Below are 22,192 nucleotides of genomic sequence, written 5' to 3'. Positions count from 1 at the left end.
GGATAGTGGGTAGGAGTGATGCATCAGCGTGACGCCAGGGCGGTTCTCAGGCCTTTCCCCTCGGCCGTTCCCGCCCTCGGTGAAAATGTAAATAATACAGGCGCGACCCCCAAGCTCCCCCAGAGCCTGCTGGAAAAGTGAAAAATATCTGAGGTCCTGCGAGGGTGCAAATTGCATGAGGTCATCATGGCACTTCTACACCAACCACCAATATCGGTGAATTTCATCTGGCACCCGTCGGACAACGAACTTGTCAGACCGATCCTTGCGTTAGCGTTAAACGCGCTGTCAAGGGACCTTAGTAAGCCCTTTTCTCGCAATCTTAATATCCCTCTGTTTTTTTATAGCTCCGACATTCCAACTATAACGCCGAATGAACATCCTGGGGATTATGCCGAGCGAAATGTGATATTTGTGTTCACAAGTGTCAATACAAGTGGCAGAAAGAACTGGGACGATTACATCGGCTCAATACCGCTTTCAGCAGGCACTCGCATAGTCCCAATAGCATTATCCCCGGATGGCTTAGGACATTGTACAGACGGCAGTCTTAAAGACCTAAACTTTATCCGTGTCTACCAATGGCCCGCGACATCAATGGCGCAACAATCGGTCCTTGCGATGGCGCACGAAATATACCGCCATGGGTTTGTTACCATTGGGGGCGACAATCCCGGTAATACCTCATCCGTTAAGGTGTTTCTAAGTCACTCGAAATCTGGTGACACCGGCCGAATACATGCAGAAACAATCAAAGCGTTCATTGAAAATACAAACATGTCGCACTTCTTTGATGCCACGACAATTTCCCCAGGGTTCAAGTTTAACGAGGAAATCATAACCCATATAAAGGAATCAACGATGGTGGCAATTTGTAGCGATGAGTACTCCTCTCGCTATTGGTGCCAGCGCGAGATACTATGCGCTAAAGAGCAGCAGCGACCCATGATCGTTGTGAACTGCCTGGAGGACTACGAAGATAGGATCTTCCCCGCCAGCTCAAACGTACCATGTGTACGCGTATTACCGAAGTCACCACTCAGCGAATCAGCGATCCTGAAGATACTCACTGCCGCCCTTCTGGAGACCATTCGGCATTGCCATGCGATGGCGTCATTACAGTTCTATAAAAACAATGGCTGGATTGACCCTCACTGTGAACTGAGTTCACGACCTCCGGAAATTCGTCAACTCTTGGCCATGAAGCGAGCAGGCGAAACAAAGAGCCTATGCTACCCGGAGCCGCCGATATATTTCGAAGAGGCAGAATGGCATCGTCAGCTTGAAGTAGAAACTTTCACACCTCTTTGGAGCAGCTCAGAAGGAAGCGCTTTATATGGAATGAGGGTCGGAATTTACATTTCGGAAGTTGCAGCCGACGGTTTTAAATGTCTCCATATTGATCCGACGCAACTAATTCGGCTTGCGCAGGATATCGCGCGTCATCTCCTAGGCAGATCCGCTACGATCATCTACGGCGGCGATCTCCGTAATGATGGGTTTACGGAATTCATTCTGGATGAGGCAATTGTTCTAAAGAATCGCCTGAATACAGATGAAATTCATGTTGAGAACCACTTGGCTTGGCCGCTCTACAAAACGGACGAACTGGTAATTGCATGGCGCTCAAAATATAGACAGGTGATGGAAACTGTGGAACATGATGTCCCTGACGATGTAGAAGGAAATATCGACAAAAACATTCCCCTGGAACCAAACACGCCACAAAACAAATACATCTGGTCGCGTTGCCTGACTGAGATGCGTATCAAGTCAATAGAATCTTGTCACGCGTGCGTCTGTGCAGGCGGGAAACTCTCTGGGTATAACGGCAAGATGGCTGGTGTTCTGGAAGAGATCCTCATTGCTCTAGAGAAAAAAAAGCCAATATACCTGTTGGGAGCCTTTGGAGGCGTGGTTGGTGAAGTATGTAAGGTGTTGCAACGGGAGGCATATCCTGAGCCGCTGACTGAAGCCTGGCATGTTCAGCACAATGCAGAATATGAACTTCTCCAGATAATCGCAGCAGAAAATAATAATCACGCCGACTATCAGCAAATAAAATCTATACTACGAGGAATCGATGTTTCATCTTTATGTAACAATGCAGGCATTGATGAAGCTGAGTACTTTAGGTTAATGAAATCACCTTTTGTGGATGAATGCATTCATTTGATTATGCAAGGTCTCACCAACTTAGCAAATGGAGGGGCTAATGGGCCAAATTAACAATGTCTTTATCAGCCATCATCATAAAGATGATAACCACGTGGACAAGTTAACTGAACTCCTTGGTAAAAATGGTTGCTTAATCAGAAATAGCTCAATACGCGCTAAACCTGCAAATCAAGCGAAGTTAAATAAAGGGTTGATTAAGGATTCTGTGATTAGACGATTGCTGAGAATGAAAATATCTTGGGCCGGTGCGGTAATTGTGCTTGTTGGAAAGGAAACCCACAAAAGGAAATGGGTCAACTGGGAGATCGAAGAAGCACTGAAAAGGGGAAAAAAGATAATTGGTGTCTACGAGAACGGGCTCAAAGAAAAAGTTAAGTTGCCTGACGCCCTCGATGATTCAGCAACATCAATAGTTGGCTGGAATTCAACGGCCATTATAGATGCTATCAACGGTGCAGCGCCTCCAACATTTCAAAACCCTGACGGCTCCCTTACCGAAAAGAAGGCTGGTGCCTACATCGACTGTTAAATATGGACAATAAACTTTATATTTACGTGGTTGATAGGGACTTTGGATTTGCTCCAAATCCCTTTCATGGGTATTGCACGCTGGCAACTTGTAAGCCGAGAATAAGACGGAGTGCAAAGGCCGGTGATTGGATAATGGGAGTTGGTGGGGGGCGATTAAAGGCGACAGGTAGGTGTATTTACCTCATGAAGGTATGTGAAGTTATAACGTTTAACGATTACTGGACAGATTCTCGTTTCGAGCTTAAAAAGCCCGTGAGAAACGGAAGTAAAGTAATGATGGTTGGTGACAACATATATCATCAGGAAGCTGGATCTCCAAATTGGATACAGGAGGACTCACATCATAGCTTAGTTGATGGTTCTCCAAATGTGATAAATGTTATAAAGGATACCTCGTCATTAAATGTTTTAATTTCGGAGCATTTTTATTACTTTGGCAAAAGTGCACCAGTTGTTGATCTAGACGTGGTATGTTATAAAAATAGAATTGACCATGATGAAAGGTTGCTAGGCTCAGAAAATGTAAACAGATTTATAATTGATATGGAAAATAAGTATAAAAATCTCAAAAATTTTATTTTAGATCTGCCATTTAACTTTACTACTGCGCATAAAAGGGCCGATCAGGCAACAGGAAAAGTGATTTAGGTAACTACATGGGTGTAAGGGGGGTAAATGGCTTTTTGGGGCAGCGATACAATTAGACAACGACAAATTACTGATTATCTTGTGCTTCCATTTGAGAATGCAAAGATCAAGCACGGCCAATATCTTTTAAGTGTTGGACCAGAATCGTTCATTACTGTAAACGATATAAAGAACGAAATGAAGGGGCTGTATGATCAAGTTAGTATAGAGCCAGGGCAATTTGCTATTATTTTAACTGAAGAAACTGTAACTGTACCTAAGAATGCCATAGCTTTTATATCTATAAGAGCCAGCATTAAATTTCGAGGCTTGATTAACGTCTCCGGATTTCATGTTGATCCTGGATTCAGTGGACGGCTTAAATTCGCCGTATACAATGCTGGCCCTAATCCGGTTGTGTTAGAACGTGGGCAGGCCGCCTTTCCTATATGGTTTGCAGATACTGATGACGGCAATTCAGACGAGTACGATGGTGATCATAAGGATCAGCGGCACATAACAGCAAATGACGTGAATAACCTACGTGGAAGGATTGCTTCTCCCAATGCTCTTAAACAAGAAATTGATGACCTTAAGCAACTGATCAATAAAAACCATGATAGCCTAAGTCACAGATTAACAATCTGGACTAGTATCGCGGTTGCCACCTTCATGCTATTCGTTGGTATTTGGGCAAAAGAATACTTTTTTAACAGCAAAACATACCAAGATAAAGAGCAGTCAACCGCTTCACATACTCAAAAGTAAGTATGGAAAATATGGGCACGAATCTTTTTGTTTTTGAAGGACCTGATGGTGTAGGGAAAACGAGCATTTCGAAAATGTTCTCTTCTTATCTTAAATCCATTGGTGTGGCGTGCAGTTATTACTCTTTTCCCGGCGATTGCTCTGGCACCCTCGGAAAGCATGTCTATGATATCCACCATCAAATGGGGGATGCCGGCATAACTACGATTAATCCTACTAGCTTGCAATTGTTGCACGTAGCCTCTCACATCGATGCAATAGAGTCCGATATATTGCCTGCTTTGCGCTCGGGCCAAACAATTGTGCTGGATAGGTTCTGGTGGTCAACGGCAATTTATGGTAGTGTGTTCGGGGCAAATCCCGAGTCTCTCCGAAAAATGGTAGAAATTGAGGAAATGCATTGGGGTGATCACCACCCCATGTGTGTATTTTATTTGAAACGAAGGAGCACCCTCGAACCGTCCCCTATGGCGCACTGGGGGAAATTGGTTGAGGCTTACGATTGCCTTGTCGGTCGCGAAGTTACAAGAACCCGAATAGAAGTCATAAATAATGATAAATCACCTGAAGCAGCCCTAAAACGAATACTAGAGGTCTATAAACGCCTTGCGAAAGAAAGCCACGACTAAAAGATCGGCCCAAGAGCAATTTCACCTATGCCTTGCTCCGTTATCACCTTTGACAGTCTCTAAAATCGACATAGTGACAAAGTCTTTGCCCGCAATCCCAACAATCGTTTATGACACCTATTGGCGGTTTGCCAACGAAAGGCAAGCAATTTTTTTTGCAAGGCAGAAAGCCTCACTACCTCCATGGACTTCCGACCCAATTCTGCGCGTTCATAAGTTTACCAACTGTTACAGGGCATCTGATCGTGTTAGCCAGTATCTCATCAGACACGTGATTTACTCAGGAAGCCAGAAACCAGCAGAAATTTTTTTTAGGACCCTTCTTTTCAAATTATTCAATAGAATTGAGACTTGGGAGTTGTTGACCAAAAACTTTGGCCAAGTCACTTACGCCGACTATTCCTTTGATCAATATGACGCAGTCTTGACGACTGCAATAGAGGCTGGTGCAAGAATTTACTCAGCTGCCTATATTATGCCATCCGGCGGACCGGCTTCGCCATATTCGAGGAAACATCGAATGCACCTGGCGTTGCTTGAGCAAATGATGAAGGATGAACTTTACAACAAAGTTGCGGACTGCCAGTCCCTGTCAGGAGCTTTTGCGTTGTTACGTTCATATCCGACCATTGGTGATTTTCTTGCCTATCAGTTTGTAATCGACCTAAATTACAGCGATCTTTTAAGCTTTGAGGAAAACGATTTTGTTGTGCCTGGACCTGGGGCTCGGGATGGCATTCGCAAATGCTTCAGCAATTTAGGCGGTCTTGATGAGGCAGACATCATCAGAATGGTTACAGAAAGGCAGCATGTAGAGTTTGAAAGATTAGGATTGCCTTTCAAGTCTCTCTGGGGACGACCACTACAGTTGATCGATTGCCAAAATATTTTTTGCGAAGTCGATAAATATGCTCGAATCAGGCATCCAGAAGTTATTGGTGTGACAGGGCGCCAAAAAATTAAGCAAAAGTTCAAGCCACTTTCAAAGCCTATAGCTTATTGGTACCCCCCGAAGTGGGGTTTGAACCACAAGATTGAGTCAGGTATTATTCCATGATCACAATATTTTCTGGAGAAACTGCAGACGATGTTTGGCGTCAGGCACTTGCCCTCTTGAAAAATGACTCTGAATTCAGGAGGCAGCCCAGCCGGTTGGGCGCTATGCGGGAAATCTTGCACGCGAACCTGTACTTGCAAAACCCTCGGGAGAGATGGGTAGTATCGAGGGTGCCTGCAATTAATCCTGCATTTGCAATCGCGGAAGTCTTTTGGATTTTGGCCGGTAGTAATGACGCAGCTTTTATCAATTTTTGGAATCCTGCTCTTCCTAAGTTTTCCGGTGGCCTAGATACATACCACGGGGCCTATGGCTACAGAATAATCAAGCAGTTTGGAATAAATCAGATTGAGAGGGCTTATCATGCTCTGAAAAGCAACCCCGATAGTAGGCAGGTTGTCATTCAGATTTGGGATGTAAAATCTGATTTGCCTGATGAAAAAGGCATACCAGCTTCTGCTGATATACCATGTAACCTTTTTTCGATGCTTAAAATCCGTGATGGTAAACTCGAATGGTCACAAACAATGCGCAGTAACGACCTGTACAGAGGGACACCTTATAACATAGTCCAATTTACGACCCTACAAGAAATTATTGCAGGATGGCTTGGAGTCGAAGTAGGTGGATACTACCAAGTAAGCGACAGCCTTCATATTTATGAGGACGACCTTTGTGAAGTCACCTGTAATAAATCTGCTACCACATTTAAGAACACTGACGAGCTGACGTCTAACAAGAGGGACTTTGATGTCATATTCAAGTTGATTTGGACTTCCCTACTGGAACTGGTTTCGCCAGCATTGACTTATAAAAAGTTTTACAATGTCTGCGAAAGGACTAAAGGTTTCGATGCTTATCAAAATCTGCTTCTGATTGCTGCAGCTGATAGTGCACGTAGGCGTCGTTGGTATGAGGAAATGAATTGGGCGACGGCGAAGTGCACCAATCCGTTGTTGGTGTCATTGATGAACGGCTGGATTAATAGGTGGCAGTGCCCGGAGGGAGGAGGTAAGCTTTAGCGGATTGTCTCAGGGTGGAACGAGAGAGGCATAAAAATTCAATTTCAGGAGGAAGGCATGAAAAGAGGAATTATCGGATTGGTTGCTGCGACGGCGCTTGTGTGGACGAGCATGGCTAGTGCTGAGCTCGATTCTCTTAAGGCTCTGGGCAAGGAGGCCGGAAAGAGTGTGACGGCGGGGGCCAAATCCAACGTTCTCTCTGCGATAACCAAAAAGCTTAAGAAGGTGCAGAACGAGAAGGGACCGATAAAGTTCAAGACGGGTAAGGCGGAAATCGACCCTTCGTGCGATAAAACCATGACCGCCATCGCCGCTATCATGGCGGATTATCCTGGCTTCCACGTCCAGGTCGACGGCCATACCGACAACGTCGGTAATCCTGAAGCGAACAAGAAGCTCTCCCAGGATCGCGCCGAGGCGGTAGTGAATTACCTGGTCACCAAGAAGAAGATTGCGGCCGATCGCCTTTCGGCCAAAGGGTTCGGAGACAGCCAGCCCATCGCAGACAACAAGACCAAAAAGGGGCAAGCCAAAAACCGCCGCGTCGATTTCACCGTCACCAAGATGTAAAAGGCGGGGCTGTCACCCGAATACCGAATCGGATCTCCGGGTGGCAGGGTGGGCAATACTGGATCATAGCCTGGGGGCCGGCTTGCAAGGTTGCAAGCCGGCACTCAGGGGACAGGCTGTTAAGACTTTACGTTTTGCAGGAGACGATGGTGGGCTTGTAAGGGGCGGGCAAAAAGGGGCCAAACCTGACCCAAGCATTCTACCTTGACACCTCCAATATCCCCGTGAGATAACGTGATTCACTTATAACTGCATAAGTCTGGTACACGATAATACTCAACCATCCGCGAGGGTGGGGCGGAAAGCCTATTGGGTCTCTCCGAGACAGCCGGGTTGCCGAAATATCATCATCCTCATGATATCGGCCCCGGCTTATTTTGCGTCCGGGGCAAGCACTGTGAATTGCGGAGCCCCCATGTTGTGCGACACCCCCAACGCCCCCCTAATCCTGCTGGTCGAGAGCGACCTGCAGGCCGCTACCTCGATTCGGCAGGCTTTCGACACCGCTCCCGGGCAGTACCGGATGGATTCGGTAGCTGCTCTCCCCGACGCCTACGAGTACCTCGAACGACGTTCTCCCGATCTCGTCATCGCCGACTATCTACTCGCCGACGGTGACAACAATACCCTCGTCGCCAAGACCTTCGGCATTTGTCCCGTCATCCTCATGGCCGCTCAGGGGAACGAGCGTACCGCCGTGATGGCCATCAAGGCCGGGGCGCAGGACTACCTCGCCAAGTCGCCCGAAGCCTACGCCTCGCTGCCGGAAATCAGCCAAGCGGCGCTGAGGGAGTGGCAGATCCTCGAGGAGCGGAGGAAGATCCAGGAAAAGGTGAGCCGGGGGAAGCGCGAATGGGAGCAGACCTTCGATGCCGTCTCCGATCTCATCCTTATTGTCGACACCAACCACACTATCTCGCGCGCCAATCGGGCCATGGCCGAGCGCTTGGGGCTCAGCCCCGCCGATCTGCCGGGGCGCAAGTGCTACGAGGTTTTCCACCACAGCTCCACGCCGTCCCACTGCTGCCCTTTTGACAGGCTGATCGGCGAAGGTGGGGAGCAGCGGGAGGAGATCGAGGAACCTACCCTCAAGGGGTTCTTTGAGCTCACGGCATCCCCGCTCTACGACGAGCAGGGCGAGCTCGTGGCATGCGTTCACGTGGCGCGGGAAATCACGGAACGCAAGCGCATCGAGGAAGAGCACCTGGCTCTCGAACAGCAGCTACAGCAGGCCCAGAAACTTGAGAGCCTCGGCGTGCTGGCCGGTGGCATCGCACACGACTTCAACAACATCCTCATGATCATCCTGGGGCATTGCTACCTCGCAGAGGATGACGAGGCAGACGCCCAGCGCACCCACCTGAAACAGATCGAGACCGCCGCCAGCCGGGCCGCAGACCTCTGCCGGCAGATGCTCGCCTATGCCGGGAAGAGCCCCCTGGTGCAGTCCCGGGTGGAGTTGAGGGCGCTGGTGCAGGAGATGGTCGAGATGCTGCGCTCGGCCATGAAGAAGAACGTTACCTTCGACTTCGAGGAGAGCGGCGTACTTCCGGAGATCATGGGCGACAAGGCTAAGATCCAGCAGATCGTCATGAACCTGATCGTCAACGCTGCCGAGGCGATCGGGGAGCAGACCGGCGTGGTGACGGTGGGGCTCTCTTCCCGGGAGCTGGATTCCGGACAAGAGGCGGACTTCCTCGGCAACCCGATTCCTGCCGGCTCCTATGTCTGTCTCAAGGTGGCCGATACGGGCTGCGGCATGGATGAGGAGACCCGGAAGCGCATCTTCGAGCCCTTCTTTACCACCAAGTTCACCGGGCGTGGACTGGGGATGTCGGCCATCATCGGCATCGTCAAGTCGCACGCGGGAGCGCTGCAGGTTGGGAGCACCCCCGGAGTGGGCACCATCTTTAAGGTCTATTTTCCGATCAGCACCGGTGCCGGAGATGCAAAAGCGTCGCCGCTGCGGACGGCGGACTCAAGGGAGGGCGATCCGGGCGGACAGGGGACCGTTTTGCTGGTGGACGATGAGCCGGAGCTGCGGGCAATCGGTGCGATACTCTTGAAGGCGATGGGGTTTTCGGTGCTCACTGCCGAAGATGGCGGGGGAGCTGTGCATCTCTACGAAGAGCGGAAAGCGGATATCGACTTGGTGTTCATGGATCTCACCATGCCGAAAATGGATGGCATAAAGGCGTACCAGGAGATGCGCAGGCTGTCGAAGACGGTTCCGATCGTGATCTGCAGTGGGTACGACAACAACGAGATTTCTTTGGCGATAAAACAAGACCTTCTTGCGGGCTTTGTTTCCAAGCCCTACCAGACGGAGCAGGTGAGGCAACTGCTGATGAGGCTCCTGCAAAAAGAGCTCTGACGGTCCATCGGAGGACAAAAGTTGGGTGGGAAATGGCGCGATGGGAACCAAACAAGGTGCGGTAGAATGTAAGGGGAAGACTACAAAGGAGAACCGCCATGGTAACAAATCGCGGAAGCAATCTGGCCCGGGGGATCCGGCAGAAGGTCGAGGCTTTGAAACTGGTCTGTGCGGAGGTGGACGAAGATTTGGCGTCACGGGCGCCGAAGGACCGGTGGTCACCGAAGGAGATTTTATCCCACCTGAGCGGGCCGGAAGGAAAGGGGCATCTGCCGATTCTCCAGTCTTTCCTGGAGAGCGAGCCCCGCACGATCAGCCTGGACGCAGGAAACCCGTTTTTTACCGCTCACAGAGCCAGCATGACATTTAAGGAACTGGTTGCCGAGTGCGAGCGGAACTATGACCGCGTTACCCGCTTCGCCGAAGGATTGAGCGACGAGCAATTGGACTCGAAGGCGCATATTCCCGAGTTGAAGGATTCACCCCTCGGGGAGTACCCCACCCTTGAGGCCATGATACAGGGGCTGGGCGAATACCACATCCAGTTCCACGTTGACCATCTGGGTGAGATCCTCGCCGAGTTGAAACGCTAGTACCGCTTTCACTTCCTCCTGCCAACCGGCCGGGTCCCCGTCGCCACCTTCATGCAGCGGCTGTTGACCGGTTACGCTGGCGCCTCGGGCGGCGGCGCGGACGGCGGGAGGATGGTGAAGAGGTCGGGGTTTTGAACCACATTGACGAATTCCACTATGGCCGCCTCATCTTCAATTTGGTCCGGCCGGAGCAATTCCCGCCATTTCAGTAGCGAATCCACCTCTTCGGTGAAGTCATGCAACTTAAGGGTGTCCGCCACCTGATCGTAGTCCCAGCAATACCATCTGGCAGGCGTTTCGATCGACGTAATCCGCGCGGTTGAAAATTGCTCGCTGAACTTGTTGGTTGAGAAGTTGTAAAACATGCCCCTTTTGTTAACGCTGAAGAGCCCGGTGTCTTTCTCGACGCAAATCCGCGCCAGGTTCGTGACTACGAGATGAGCAGCGCTTACCGCCCGGTAGTATTGCTTCACCGAGTAGAGCTTGATGTTCAGCGCATGTACTATCCCATCCCCATGCGTGTACATGTTGCCTGTTTCGGAGTCGATGCCGATGCAGGAGAGCTCCTGGCTTGTCCCAGCCCGGCTGCACCGTTTCGGCGGGGTCAGGTTGCTCTCCAGGGTCGTGGTGGTCTCGTTCCCGATAACGACGAACTTGTCCGGATGGGAGGAAAGCCTATGCACCGCCTTCATCTCGTCTCTTAGTTCGAAGGAGGCGACGGCGCTGCTGCCAAAAAGGCCCAACGTCTGCTTCACGCCCCGGGACCTCTCCGGTTCCCGGATAAAGGCGTAGTAGGCGTTGTCCTTGCCGCTGGAAATGAACAGGCCCTCGAAGCTTGCCCCCGGCTGGAAGCTGAAATGGCTGGTGATTTCGAAGGTAGCGGTGAACCTGCTTTCGGTTTCGGAAAGGATGGCCTTCCATACGTTGTTATTCGTGGCGGTGTTGATGAACAGAAACAGATCCTTCTCGTGCAGGTAATCCATCACGCCGAGATTTTTGAAGTTGGGTGAGCGGTACCTGGTCGCTCTGTTGCGAAGGACGTTCACGATGACGATGGTCTCCTCGTCCTGCCTGAAAAGCAGATGCCGCGGCGTGCAACAGAGCACCTCCATCCCGTCAGGAGCCGATGTCTCCGTGAGTGCCTCGCGGGGGTCGGGCAAAGCAGCCAGGTTGACCGGCTCGGCCGAGATCGCGAACGTGTCGGCAACTTGGTTCTCGACCATCGTCAAGTATTCTTCCAGAGACCGGTGTGCTTCTTTGATCTCTGCCGCCTCCACGACGTTCCCCAAGAGAAGGGCGCTGCGGTAGTCGAGTATGCTGGCGTTTTGGCCGGGGTCTCCCTCAAGAAATGCCAGTATGGCTTCCGCATCCATCCGGTACCCGGCCGCTTCCCCTGCCGGTAGTACCGGCAAACGCCTTCGAATGAGATTCACCACCCTTTTCGCTTCCGTAATGAGAGCCGCCCTGGCCTGCCGGGTCGTCTGCTCCAGTTCCTCCTCACCGTCCGCATCCTCCGAACCCTCGGTGTCCTCCCAATCCACCGTCTCCACCGTCTCCACCGTCTCCACCGTCTCCACCGTCTCCACCGTCTCCACCGTCTCAACCGTCTCAACCGTCTCAACCGTCTCAACCGTCTCAACCGTCTCAACCGTCTCAACCGTCTCCTCCGAATCCTCCGAATCCTCCCACGCTTCCTCGGCTTCTTCCATCTCCTCTATTTCTGTCCCAATTTCATCGAGGTGCGCCATCATAAGGGAGATATCGTCTCTCGCCTTATCCCGTTCCGCTTCGAGGGCCCGGTCGTATTCCTCCTTGAAGGCGGGATACGAGAGGAAGTACGTTTTCAAGGCCCGGGCAAGATCCCAGCATCCTTCGGCAGATCCTTCCTCATGCAGCTGCTTCAGCCTCACGAAATCAAGCCACAGCTCCTTCGCCTCCGGATCCGGGAGTCTTTGCAGTTTCGCGTTGCGGTACAAAACGGAGAAGCGGGCATCGATGCGGCAGGCCCGCCGGTAGCTCTCCTCGTCCCCCTGGCGCTGGAGCCACAGCAGGATATCGAAGCAATCGCTCCACTGTTGGCCAGCGCAGCAGGCCGCGAGGGCATTTTGGCGATCATTCAGCGCCTCCCGTTTCTGTCCCTCCTTTTCCGAGGTAATGAGTTCCCGGATCTTCTCGCCGTTCTCTTTGTCCAGCACGAGAAGCCTAGCGAGCAGTTCAAGCCTTTCCGCAGAGGTTGCGCACTCTCCCAGCCGATTCCAGAGCCTTTGCGCCTCGGTCGCGGACTTTCGGGCCTCGGTCTTCACCGCCAACTGCCGCGCTTCCCGGCAGTGGGGATACAGGGAGAGCGCCCTTTTAGCAAGCGACTCCGCCCCGGCGAGATCGTGGCGGGCTAAGCTCTCCTCCGCCTCCCGTAACAACGGCTCCACTTCGGCGAAAATAGCGCCCTCTATCTCCTTTCTTAGACCGGCAAGGGCCGCAACGAACCCACTCTTTTCCTCGGCGAGGTTAAGAAGATCGTAGGCATGGGAGAGCTTGCCGTCTCGGAAGGAGATGTCGGCGTAGGCATGGAGGGCGCTTTTGCCCAGATCCCCCGGATGGGCGGCATCCAGCAGGGCCCGCGCCTCGGCGATCATGCCGTTACCGTAGTAGGCGAGGGCGAGCAGTTCGCGGGTCGCCTTGTTGTTCAGTACTGGCCGGGGCTGTGCCAGCAGGAGCTCGATGGCTCTCTGATAGGCCCCCATGTCCCCCATCAGCATCTGAGCCGCCTTCACCAGCCGCGGCAGATCGTCGTTGCCGGAGATACGGAGGCCCGCCAGCAGATCCTCCGCCTGGGGATACTCGTACCGCTCGATCAGCAGTTCAGCGTTTCTCACAAGTTCCCGGGGCGAGCGCGATTTCGGGAAGCTCGCGGGCCCCGCATTGTGCGCGCTTTTGGCCGCGGGCTTAACGGCGGGCGGGGCTATTTCTCCGAGGGTGTCGAGCGCCTTGAGCGAGAGGGCGGAGTAATCGGTGTGGCAGGCATCGACGGAGGGGAGGACCTTGTGTTTGATAAGAACGATTCCCGGGTTGCAAGGATGGGGAACCAGGTGGAAGACCTCGCCGTAGTTTTCCAGCAGCAAGTTCTGTAGCCGGTTCTTGATCTGGTAGCCCTGCTCCCGGTCGGCCTCGCCGAGCTGAAGCGAGGTAGGGTTGACCTGCTTGATAAGAGAGATGATCTCCTCCGAGCCCGGAATGCGGGTGGCGTCGAGGACACTTTCAGCGGATTGGACATGGTGTTGCCAGCTCATGCTCCCTCCCGGAAATGGAGCGCCGTGACGGTGGAGCCCCTTGGGATGGGCGCGAAGCAAGGCTCCGGTACCACGACGCGACGCTAAGCCCCCGTTACCTGGTGGCAGGTGGGGACTAAGATAAATAATTTTTAATCATTTTAGGTTGAAGGATGTGACTGTCAATAGCCAAAGGTTCGTGTTTCTCAGTTACCGGGAAGGTGGCGGGCTTCGACGGCCGGAGGGCACTGCATGGGGCACCGGTGTGGGGAATGTCAAAAGAGCAGGCGGAGGCTGAAGCTCGCGTAGGGGGCGGGATCGAATTCGACTCGTTGGCCGAGGCGGCGGTAGTCCAGCTGGCGGTTCACGGAGTAGCCGCCTTCGGCTTCCACGGTCAGCGCTTTGCGGAAGCGATAGCCGATGCCGGCTCCGGTCCGGATGTCGCGATAGGTGGCAAGGGCATCGTTGTATTGGGGGAGGCCGATGGAGGTGCCGAGGGTATTGCCGGTGCGGAAGGTGGCCATGTTGAAGTCGGCACCGGCGTGCACTCTCCAGTGGCCGCCGGGGGTGTAGATCAGGCGCGGCTTGGGAAACATGAGACGGAGGTCGAAGAGGTCGTTGATCGCCCAATCGACGCCCGCTACCGGCAGCACCCTGATGTCGCTGTCGGGGGCAACGATGATCCCGAAGGCATATTTTACCGATCGGCTGTAGTTCCATATTGCCGTCGCGGCACCGGAGATCCCAATGTCATTTCCGCCGACGTCGCTGAATTTGTAGAGGGCGGGGGTAACGAGGGTAACGAAGCTCCACCTATCGTTGGGGCGATACCTCAGGCCGGTTCCGAAGTGGAGGGTGGCGATCTGGCCGGGAATCGGCACCCCCGGGAGCGTGCCCAGGTAAAGAGTCTGAAATCGCAATTCCAGCGGTACGCTCCACTCCCTCCCCAACGGAAGCGCACTCCCCAAACCCGCCCTCAGGTTGTACGCGCCACTCTCTCCGTAACTGACTCCTTGAAACTTTGCCTTGCCCGGCGTGGTGTACGACGTTTCCAGCGTCGAGTTGAACAATGGCGGCCGTGGGGCCTGTTCCCGGGCTCCGTTTTGCTGGATCGTCATGCCGAACTCGGTCGTTTCCGCAGTCACGACCGGAGGCGCCATGGCGTAAGCGATCCACGCGGCAGCTACCGCAACGATAATGGTGAAGTCCCTTTTCATCCCAGTCCTGCCTTAGGGTTACCGAAGATTTTATCTGTTGTGCCTTTTTACCATGTCGTGGGCAATTCACAACCGCGGGGCAAAAGGCTGGGATAATATGGCGCGCTATGAGACCCGCTTCCGATCGTGGAGGGGAAAATATAAAAAAAGCCCCGGGGGGTGCCGGGGCTTTTCTGCTTCGTGTATCGGGGATGTCGCTCGAGGCTAGATCCGGGGCACGTTGGCGGCCGGGAGGCCTTTCGGGGCCGGTCAGGAGATGGAGCGGTCGGCGGTACGGAAGGCGTCCATCTCGCGGTGGAGGGAGTCCACCTGGGCGGTCAGCCCCTGAACGGCACGGGCGAGGCCACCGCTCGCTTCGAGATTGCCGCCCGCCGAACGGGTGATGGTTTCCATCTCGGCGGCGATGCGGATGCCGCAGTCGCGCTGCTCGCTGCAGGCGTCCTTGATCCGCTGCACCATGGAGGTGATCCGTTCGGTCGCCTGGGCGATGTCGGCGCTGGCCCCGTTGTGTTCCCGGGCGGAGTTGAACACCTGGCTGTTGAGACTCTTCATATGCTCCACGGTGGCGACGATCAGTTCGCTCCCTTTCTCCTGCTCCCTGGTCGCCTGCCTGATCTGCCTCACCATGTCGGACATCTGCTCCATCCCCTTCATGATCATCTGGCCGCCTACCCCCTGCTCGACGGTGGCCCGGGCGATCTCCGCCACGTGGCCGGCCGAGATCTTCATCCCCCCCACGATCCGCTCGAGGGCTTCTCCTGATTGGCGGGAAAGCGCGGCACCCGAGTCGATGCTGGCCTGCGACGCCTGGAGGGTGCCGACTGCCGACGCGGTTTTCTCCAGGACGTCGTTGATGACCCGCCCGATTTCGACGGTGGAGGATTTGGTTTGCTCCGCCAGCTGCTTGATCTCTCCGGCCACCACCCCGAAACCCTTCCCGTGCTCTCCGGCCTGGGCGGCGATGATGGCGGCATTCAAGGCCAAGAGGTTGGTCTGGGAGGTGATGCCGTCGATGACGTGGAGGATGGCCCCGATCCCGGCGGCGCTGCCGGAGAGGGCGGAGATGACTTCGGCGGTGCTGCGGTAGGCGTCCCGTATCTCCTCGATACCGGCGATGGTGGCCTGGACACAGCCTCGTCCCGCCTCGGCTTCGGCGAGGACGCCGTTGGAGATGCGCGCCGTGGTTTCCGCGTTCTCCCCCACTTGGCGGATCGAGTATTCCATCTGCTGGATGGAAGCTCCGGCGTTGGAGGAGACTTCCATCAGCCCCTGCACGCTGAGGCCGATCTGTTTGGCCGCGGCGCTCATCTCGGTCACCGAGGAGCTCACGTCTTCGACCGCGGAGGCCAACTGTTCCATGGTAAGCGCCACCTCTTCGACGCTGGCCCGCATCTCCAGGGTGGAGGAGGCCGTTTCGGCGGTGGAAACGGAAAGCACCTCGATCCCCTCGCTCACCATCTCTGCGGAGGCGTGGATGGCGTCGGCGGCCTGGGAGGCCTGGGCGACGGCGCGGGCCTGGGTCTGCGCCCCTTCGGTGACCACGTCGGCCGAGGCGGAGACGGTTTCCGAAATTCCGGAGAGCGACCGGCAGCTTTGCTTGACGTGATCGACCATCTCGTTCAGGCCGCAAACCATGGCGTGCTGGGCGGTGAGGAGGGCCCCGACCTCGCCACCGGAACTCTCGATGCCGGTGGCGGCCGCGATGGAGAGGTCGCCGGTGGCCAGGCGGTTGGCCAGCTCCGCTGCCTGCCGGACCGGCCGCGCTATCCTCCTGCCGATGAGGATGCTCCCGGCGGAAAGAAGCAGGATGAGGACGGTGCCGCAGGCGATGTTCCATTTGAGGAAACTCGACTTCAGCTCGTTGAAGTAATCGGCCTTGTTGACTCCGGGCACCACCCATACGTTCCAGGAGGGTATGTAGCGGTAGGCGACCATCTTCTCCTGGCCGGTGCTTTGCGCGGTGTACTCGTAGAAGCCATTGCCGGGATGGCTGCGAATGTAGTCGATGTGCGGCTGGCCGGCGAGGTTTCTCCCTTCCTCCTTGTAATGCACGATCAGGGTGCCGGCAGGATCGAGCAGGTAGACGTACCCGCTCTTGCCGATCTTCACGTCGTAGATCGCCTTCTTGAAACTCGTATCCTGCAAGGCCGCGGGTTTTACCGTGGCGATGTAGTTGACGCTCTTCTCCAGGGCGTCGGCAACCGCGGAGACGTCGGCCTGCATGATGTTCTTGATCTCGCGGACGGCGATGAAGTAGGAGAGGGAGACGCTGGCGGTTACCGCCAGGAAGCCCAGGGCGGTAAGGAGGGTAAGCTTTGCTTTGATGCTGGAGAACATACGGCCCTTTCACTGGAGTAGAGGATACTTCATGCGCTGTTCGGCGGGAGCACGAAGTTTCTCATTATTGCACATGTTGGTAAAAACATGCCAAATAGTTATTTTCCATGAAGGGGCGGTAACGGGCGGGGAATGAGGCGGGTGTGCAGAACAAAAAAAGCCCCGGGGTTGCCGGGGCTTTTCTATTTCGTGTATCGGGATGTCGCTTGAGGCTAGATCCGGGTCACGTTGGCGGCCTGGAGGCCTTTCGGGCCTTTTACGACCTCGAAGGATACGCTATCGCCTTCAGCAAGGGATTTGAAGCCGTCGCCGCTGATGGCGGAGAAGTGGCAGAACACGTCGTCGCCGTTGTCCTGCTGAATGAAACCAAACCCCTTGCTGTCGTTAAACCACTTTACAGTACCGTTTACCATTTACGTTGCTTTCCTTTTGTTCTGCTTGCGTTATTGTCCAGATCGCCTGGACTCTGGCCACACTAACAGCAGTGCCGTAATAAGGCAAGCTATATATGCGACAAATCGAAAAAAAGATGAAACGGGCACCGGATGCCCCTTCGGAAGGGGGGGGAGCCCCGCTGCCCTCGGCCGGAAAGCTACGGTGTTATCGTGTAGGACGTTACCGCTTCTCCCCAGTCGGTGGCCTCCAGCTGGTTCAGTTTCCTCGCCAAATCGCCCACCAGTCCGGTCGAGCGGGCGTCGTAGACCTGAAAGATTCCCTCCTGGAACCCCTTCTCGAGGAGGATCTCCCGCCCGCGAGTGGCGATGAGCTTGACCTTCTCGCGGGACGGCTTATTCCTCATCCCCGGGAGGGAATTTGCTTCCAGGTGGATGGATGCGTTGTCGGGAGGGAAAACGTACCCCGTGCCTGCCCGGGCATGGTTATCGTGTAGCAGGCGGTTTGGAAAAAGAAGGGTCACCGAGTTGTCCGCGGCTATCGAGAAGATGTACACGTAGCTGTCGGCATTGACCTGGTAATGGATCTGGATCCGGTCCCCCTCCTTCAGTTCATGGCGCGACAGTGCCAGCTTTATTTCCAGTCCCCGCTCCTGGGGCAGTACCGGACTGACGAGGGCCTTCAGTTTCACTCGGAAGAGGTTCGGGTCCTCCCGGTCCCGCTCTTCGCCGAGAATCTTGACCTCTTCGATCCTCCCCCGGACCTGCGCATAGGTGAACTCTTCCTCGAGCTGCCCGTTGCTGACCAGGGTGTGGGACCTCAAAAAGGTGCCGACCGCTTCGTCGACGGCCCTGCGTTTGGCCTCGTTACGGGCACGCTCCATCACTTCCTTTGGAGGGTCGTAGTCGCTTCCCTGCGCCTCTCCCACGGCCACCACCCAGACGGGAGCCGATGCTCCGGCTGCCAGGGCGCTTCCGGCTCCCGCCGCGGCCGAAAGGCAAACGATCAAAAGGCGGATCATCGGCAGCAGCGATGGTCCTGCGGCTTTCCTGCCGCCGATCTTGAGGGGGGCTTCGGGGCTCATTTTTGTAACACGAATATCGTTTCGAGTTTCGCCCCTTCGATGCTGACGGACGGGGTCTGCTCGACGTTTTGCCTCTTCGCGTCATCCGCAACCTGGGGGCGCACGAACTGGTAAATCTCGGCGAGATTCTTCTTCCCTTCGCTTATGGCCTTCAGGAAATACCAGGTGAAAAGGCCGTGCTTGCCGTCTTGGTGGGTGGTGGAGATCTGCACGCCGGAGGTGGAGGTAAGGACCGCGACGTTGGAAGGGATCGCCGCGGCCGAGGATTTCACCACCAGCGGCCGGACCCCCTTGGCCAGGAGCCCTCTCCCCCCGGTCCCGGAGAAGCAGCTGTCCAGCACGACGGTCACCTCCGCGGCGTTCAGCCTGCCGAGGCTGTCGTACAGCCTCGAAAGGGGATAGCCGGTGTCGGCGAGGTAGCTCGGGTCGCCGTCGAACGGCACGATGTATCCCTCTCCGCTCACCGGGTCCGGCGCGCCGTGCCCCGAATAGTAGAAGAACACCCGGCTCTCCCGCGTGATGCGGTTTTTGAGCTTGCGCTCCACGGAAGCCCGTATGTCCGCCAGGGTCGCCCGTTCATCGGTCAGGGTGTCGATGTTCCTCTCTTCGAAGCCCAAAGCCAGCAGGTAGCCCTTCACCAGTTGCGCATCGTTGTTCGAGTAGTCCGAGTTTGGCAGCCCCCCCCGGTAGTGTTCGATTCCGACGACCACCGCATGGTCGTTACCGGTAAAGGCCCGGGATTGGGCCGGAACCGAGACCTTGGCGCCGCTGGAGCCGAAAAGCTTCCTCGTGGTGGATGACAGAAAATCCATCGTGCTGCCAAAAATGGCGGAGACTTTGGACGTTCCCTCCTTCCCGCTGGGAGGGGGCGCGGCGGCCACCGGCTCGCGGTAGGGAAGGAGGACCCGGGCATTGCTCGAGGTGCGCGGCGCCCCGGCCATGAGCGTGAGGGAAAGCGGGAGCTCGTTGCCGCCGCGGAAGGCCGCAGCTATCTCGACCTCGAAGGCCACCGTCATGCTCTCGCCACGGGGCAGGGAAACCTTGCTGGCATCGCCGGGGGAGCGGACCAGTGCCCTGCTCTCGCCGGACCACGGCTTCCACCAGCGTCCGGAGCTCTCAACGGCGACGTTCCGGTCGCCCGGTTCCACCAGGACGCCGACCCCCCTGGCATCCCCCTCCCCGTTATTCTTGATGGTCAAAACGACCCTGGAGCGCCCCTTGGACAGAAAGGGTTCGCCGTTTGCGGACTCGGCCTGGGCCGCGACCACTTCGAGCCTGGGGGGCGGTTCCCTTCCGTCGTAGGCGAGGGTGACCACCCTTTCGGACGTGGTTACCGGGTTGCGGGTGGAAAGCTCGATCTTGAGAGGCAGTCCCCGCTCGCCGTCAAAATCTTCGCCGACCGTTACGGTAATGGCGAACTTCCCCTTTTTACCGGGGGGGATGTTCGCCGAGGAGCCGGCCTCGAGCCAGCGGGCCTCCACATGCTTGTCCACGGGGCGGATCGTGACCCTTATTCCATTGGCGTCTCCCTGGCCGGCGTTTTCAAGGGAGAAGACGACCCTGGACGGGAGCCCTTTGCCCACCGACGGGACACCGTCCGGGGACGCGATCTCAGGGGGGCCGATTTTAAGATCGGGCAAGGGGAGGGTCTTCCGCGGTCCCGGTACGGCCGGCGCGATGTCGACCTGGGTCGATACCCTGAGTCCGGAGACGGGGGGCGGAAGCGCCATGAACAAAGCCAGGACAACGATGGCGATTTCCGCCGTTCTCATATGGCATCCTCCCTTCTGAAGATGGTAGCCGGCCCCGGAAATGGGCCGGACGCCCGCGGCACGATTAGAGGCTTGGGGGGGGGATGAAACTCGGCCCTGCCGACAGCCCGAGCTCCCAGGTGACCTCCCCCTTCAGCCCGGAGGGGAGATCCCGAAGCAGATCCCACGAGACCCGGTTCCGGCCGCCGAACTTGAGGTTTTCGCCGAAATTACCCGTTATGTGGAGATCGGTGGCGGCGTAGCGCCTGCCGCCGAATTCGATATAAACAGTCACCCGCTGGTTTTCCCTGCTGCTGCCGACCAGGTCGTACTCCAAAAGGACCTGGTTTCCCTCCTGGCGCGCGGCCGGGTTGGCGAAATCTGCCGACCAAAGAGGGGCGGCAGTTCCCAAAACGGCGGCAAAGGCCGCCGCCATCAGGCAAGATCGCGTTGCCGGGCGGTTGTTCGCGCACGGACTCCCCTCGTGCATGACTCCTCCTCTGTGGTCCCGCGCCGGAAAAGCTACCGGATCGCGGCAAGACGCCTCGCCTGGAACCTGGTGAGTATGGCTGGCGATATCGACGCGGTGTTAGGAACAGGCGGTAGTTGCAGAGAGGCGGCCGTTGTCTGAGGGATGGTTCCGATCGTGCCGGCGGATCGATCTTTCTGGATCAAGAGGGGACGAGGATGTGGGATACAGGGTGAGCGGCGAGCTGGTATTGAAGGAAGGTTGCTCCTCATACAAAAGCCTCCCTGACAGGATACTTTCGGATGCGAGATGACAAAGCAGAGTGTCTTTATGCTAACAGACACCCCACTCATGTCAATGCATGCCTCCCGAGCTTTAACGGTGGGGGGCTTTTTACTTCAGCGGCAGATAGATTTCGGTCACCAGTTCGTGCTCGGCGACGTCGGGGACGAGGTTCAGGTAGCGGAAGAAGAGCGGGAAGTCCCGCAGCTCCTCGCCGCTTTCCGGGAGCCACTCGCGGTAAAGGGGATAGATGCTTTCGCCGATCCGGTCGTGGGAACCGAGGTGGCGAACGACCGCGCAGCGCCCCCCGGGGATGACGCCATTCACGATCCCTTGCCGGTTTTCCGGCACCGGTTCGCTCACCTCGCCGCAGATGTCGAAGCGGAACTCTTCCGGGGGCGTGGCCTCGGGATCGTCGTAGGCGACCCCGAAGGTCCTGCTGCTGTCCTTGGGCGACAGCCCGCTTTCCTTGCGCCACTCGATGAACTTGAGCGCGGAGTCGTTGATCCTGCCAGGGGCGCCGCGATGCTGCAGGATGGCGACGCGGGTCTCGGCGAAATCGGTAATCTTTACGTCCATTTTCTCTCTCCTTTCACGGGGGGGCAGCCGGAACCGCTCGCTCCACGGCTGCCATTGGGGTGCTTTTCTGAATTGGGAGGGGGGCTGGCCGAAGGCCTGCCGGAAGGCGCGGGCGAACGCTTCCGGACTGTCGAAGCCGGCGTCCAGGGCGATGTCGGTGATCCGTTCCTGGCGGCGGAAGACGAGCCGGTACGAGGCCTGCCGCAGGCGGAGCAGTCTCACGTAGGCGAGGACCCCGATCCCCGTGTACAGTGAAAACTGCCGGTGGAAATGGAACTTCGAGAAGTGCGCCACCTGGCTCAGCTGCTCGACGCTCAGCGGCTGGTCCAGGTGCCGCTCTATATAGTCGAAGACCCTTTCGAAGCGCTGCGCATATGCCTTTGCCGTATCCCTGCCCACCTGTCCCCCTCAACTTGCCGGGCATCCTAGCACAGCCGCTATGGCAATACCTGACCGAAATTGCTC

18 protein-coding genes and 1 riboswitch are annotated in these 22,192 nt (G+C 55.9%); of the genes, 10 read left to right on the top strand and 8 right to left on the bottom strand.

The genetic code is table 11. The features are described 5' to 3' along the window. Positions 1 to 186 precede the first annotated feature (186 nt). The 10 genes from L4X63_RS03130 (at position 187) to L4X63_RS03085 (ending at position 10,349) form a co-directional block, all read left to right on the top strand. Positions 187 to 2,229: a TIR domain-containing protein gene (locus L4X63_RS03130; RefSeq protein ID WP_250677130.1), complete on the top strand. Its 2,043-nt coding sequence runs from the start codon at positions 187 to 189 to the stop codon at positions 2,227 to 2,229. Continuing rightward, complete coding sequence (locus tag L4X63_RS03125) at positions 2,204 to 2,707, top strand: TIR domain-containing protein (RefSeq protein ID WP_350339159.1); 504 nt, start codon at positions 2,204 to 2,206, stop codon at positions 2,705 to 2,707. The genes L4X63_RS03130 and L4X63_RS03125 overlap by 26 nt, the downstream gene beginning before the upstream one ends. 2 nt (positions 2,708 to 2,709) lie before the next feature. Then, on the top strand, positions 2,710 to 3,357 hold the full coding sequence (locus L4X63_RS03120) for an Nmad2 family putative nucleotide modification protein (RefSeq protein WP_250677128.1): 648 nt from the start codon (positions 2,710 to 2,712) through the stop codon (positions 3,355 to 3,357). A 27-nt stretch (positions 3,358 to 3,384) separates the two neighbouring features. After that, positions 3,385 to 4,104, top strand: a complete 720-nt coding sequence (locus L4X63_RS03115) for a dCTP deaminase domain-containing protein (RefSeq protein ID WP_250677127.1) — start codon at positions 3,385 to 3,387, stop codon at positions 4,102 to 4,104. Between the two features lie 2 nt (positions 4,105 to 4,106). Beyond that, complete coding sequence (locus tag L4X63_RS03110; RefSeq protein ID WP_250677126.1) at positions 4,107 to 4,733, top strand: dTMP kinase; 627 nt, start codon at positions 4,107 to 4,109, stop codon at positions 4,731 to 4,733. A 73-nt stretch (positions 4,734 to 4,806) separates the two neighbouring features. Continuing rightward, complete coding sequence (locus tag L4X63_RS03105; protein ID WP_250677125.1) at positions 4,807 to 5,790, top strand: nucleotide kinase domain-containing protein; 984 nt, start codon at positions 4,807 to 4,809, stop codon at positions 5,788 to 5,790. Further along, complete coding sequence (locus L4X63_RS03100; RefSeq protein ID WP_250677124.1) at positions 5,787 to 6,812, top strand: thymidylate synthase; 1,026 nt, start codon at positions 5,787 to 5,789, stop codon at positions 6,810 to 6,812. Before L4X63_RS03105 ends, L4X63_RS03100 begins: the two co-directional genes overlap by 4 nt. Positions 6,813 to 6,869: 57 nt before the next feature. Next, positions 6,870 to 7,382 carry an OmpA family protein gene (locus L4X63_RS03095; RefSeq protein WP_250677123.1) on the top strand — a complete coding sequence of 171 codons (513 nt, stop codon included), beginning with the start codon at positions 6,870 to 6,872 and terminating at the stop codon, positions 7,380 to 7,382. Between the two features lie 264 nt (positions 7,383 to 7,646). Then, positions 7,647 to 7,723: riboswitch (cyclic di-GMP riboswitch) on the top strand. 74 nt (positions 7,724 to 7,797) lie between these two features. After that, entirely contained in the window at positions 7,798 to 9,756 is a 1,959-nt protein-coding gene (locus tag L4X63_RS03090) for a hybrid sensor histidine kinase/response regulator (protein WP_250677122.1), read from the top strand. A gap of 98 nt (positions 9,757 to 9,854) precedes the next feature. Further along, entirely contained in the window at positions 9,855 to 10,349 is a 495-nt protein-coding gene (locus L4X63_RS03085; RefSeq protein ID WP_250677121.1) for a DinB family protein, read from the top strand. 71 nt (positions 10,350 to 10,420) lie between these two features. Here the strand turns inward: L4X63_RS03085 and L4X63_RS03080 are convergent, their stop codons facing one another. The 8 genes from L4X63_RS03080 to L4X63_RS03045 form a co-directional block, all read right to left on the bottom strand. Next, entirely contained in the window at positions 10,421 to 13,636 is a 3,216-nt protein-coding gene (locus L4X63_RS03080) for a tetratricopeptide repeat protein (RefSeq protein WP_250677120.1), read from the bottom strand. A gap of 254 nt (positions 13,637 to 13,890) precedes the next feature. Next, positions 13,891 to 14,832, bottom strand: coding sequence for a DUF6268 family outer membrane beta-barrel protein (locus tag L4X63_RS03075; protein WP_250677119.1), 942 nt, complete (start codon positions 14,830 to 14,832; stop codon positions 13,891 to 13,893). A 249-nt stretch (positions 14,833 to 15,081) separates the two neighbouring features. Then, positions 15,082 to 17,169 carry a methyl-accepting chemotaxis protein gene (locus tag L4X63_RS03070; RefSeq protein ID WP_250677118.1) on the bottom strand — a complete coding sequence of 696 codons (2,088 nt, stop codon included), beginning with the start codon at positions 17,167 to 17,169 and terminating at the stop codon, positions 15,082 to 15,084. Positions 17,170 to 17,381: 212 nt separating this feature from the next. After that, complete coding sequence (locus L4X63_RS03065; RefSeq protein ID WP_250677117.1) at positions 17,382 to 17,582, bottom strand: cold-shock protein; 201 nt, start codon at positions 17,580 to 17,582, stop codon at positions 17,382 to 17,384. 179 nt (positions 17,583 to 17,761) lie between these two features. Beyond that, positions 17,762 to 18,646: a DUF4384 domain-containing protein gene (locus L4X63_RS03060; protein WP_250677116.1), complete on the bottom strand. Its 885-nt coding sequence runs from the start codon at positions 18,644 to 18,646 to the stop codon at positions 17,762 to 17,764. Continuing rightward, complete coding sequence (locus tag L4X63_RS03055) at positions 18,643 to 20,418, bottom strand: caspase family protein (protein ID WP_250677115.1); 1,776 nt, start codon at positions 20,416 to 20,418, stop codon at positions 18,643 to 18,645. Before L4X63_RS03055 ends, L4X63_RS03060 begins: the two co-directional genes overlap by 4 nt. Positions 20,419 to 20,482: 64 nt before the next feature. Further along, on the bottom strand, positions 20,483 to 20,887 hold the full coding sequence (locus L4X63_RS03050) for a hypothetical protein (RefSeq protein WP_250677114.1): 405 nt from the start codon (positions 20,885 to 20,887) through the stop codon (positions 20,483 to 20,485). 372 nt (positions 20,888 to 21,259) lie between these two features. Next, positions 21,260 to 22,126, bottom strand: coding sequence for an AraC family transcriptional regulator (locus L4X63_RS03045; protein ID WP_250677113.1), 867 nt, complete (start codon positions 22,124 to 22,126; stop codon positions 21,260 to 21,262). Between the last annotated feature and the right edge of the window lie 66 nt (positions 22,127 to 22,192).

The sequence above is a fragment of the Geomonas sp. Red32 genome, from assembly GCF_023652955.1.
Taxonomy (GTDB): domain Bacteria; phylum Desulfobacterota; class Desulfuromonadia; order Geobacterales; family Geobacteraceae; genus Geomonas.
This window is presented reverse-complemented; position numbering and strand designations above follow the sequence as displayed.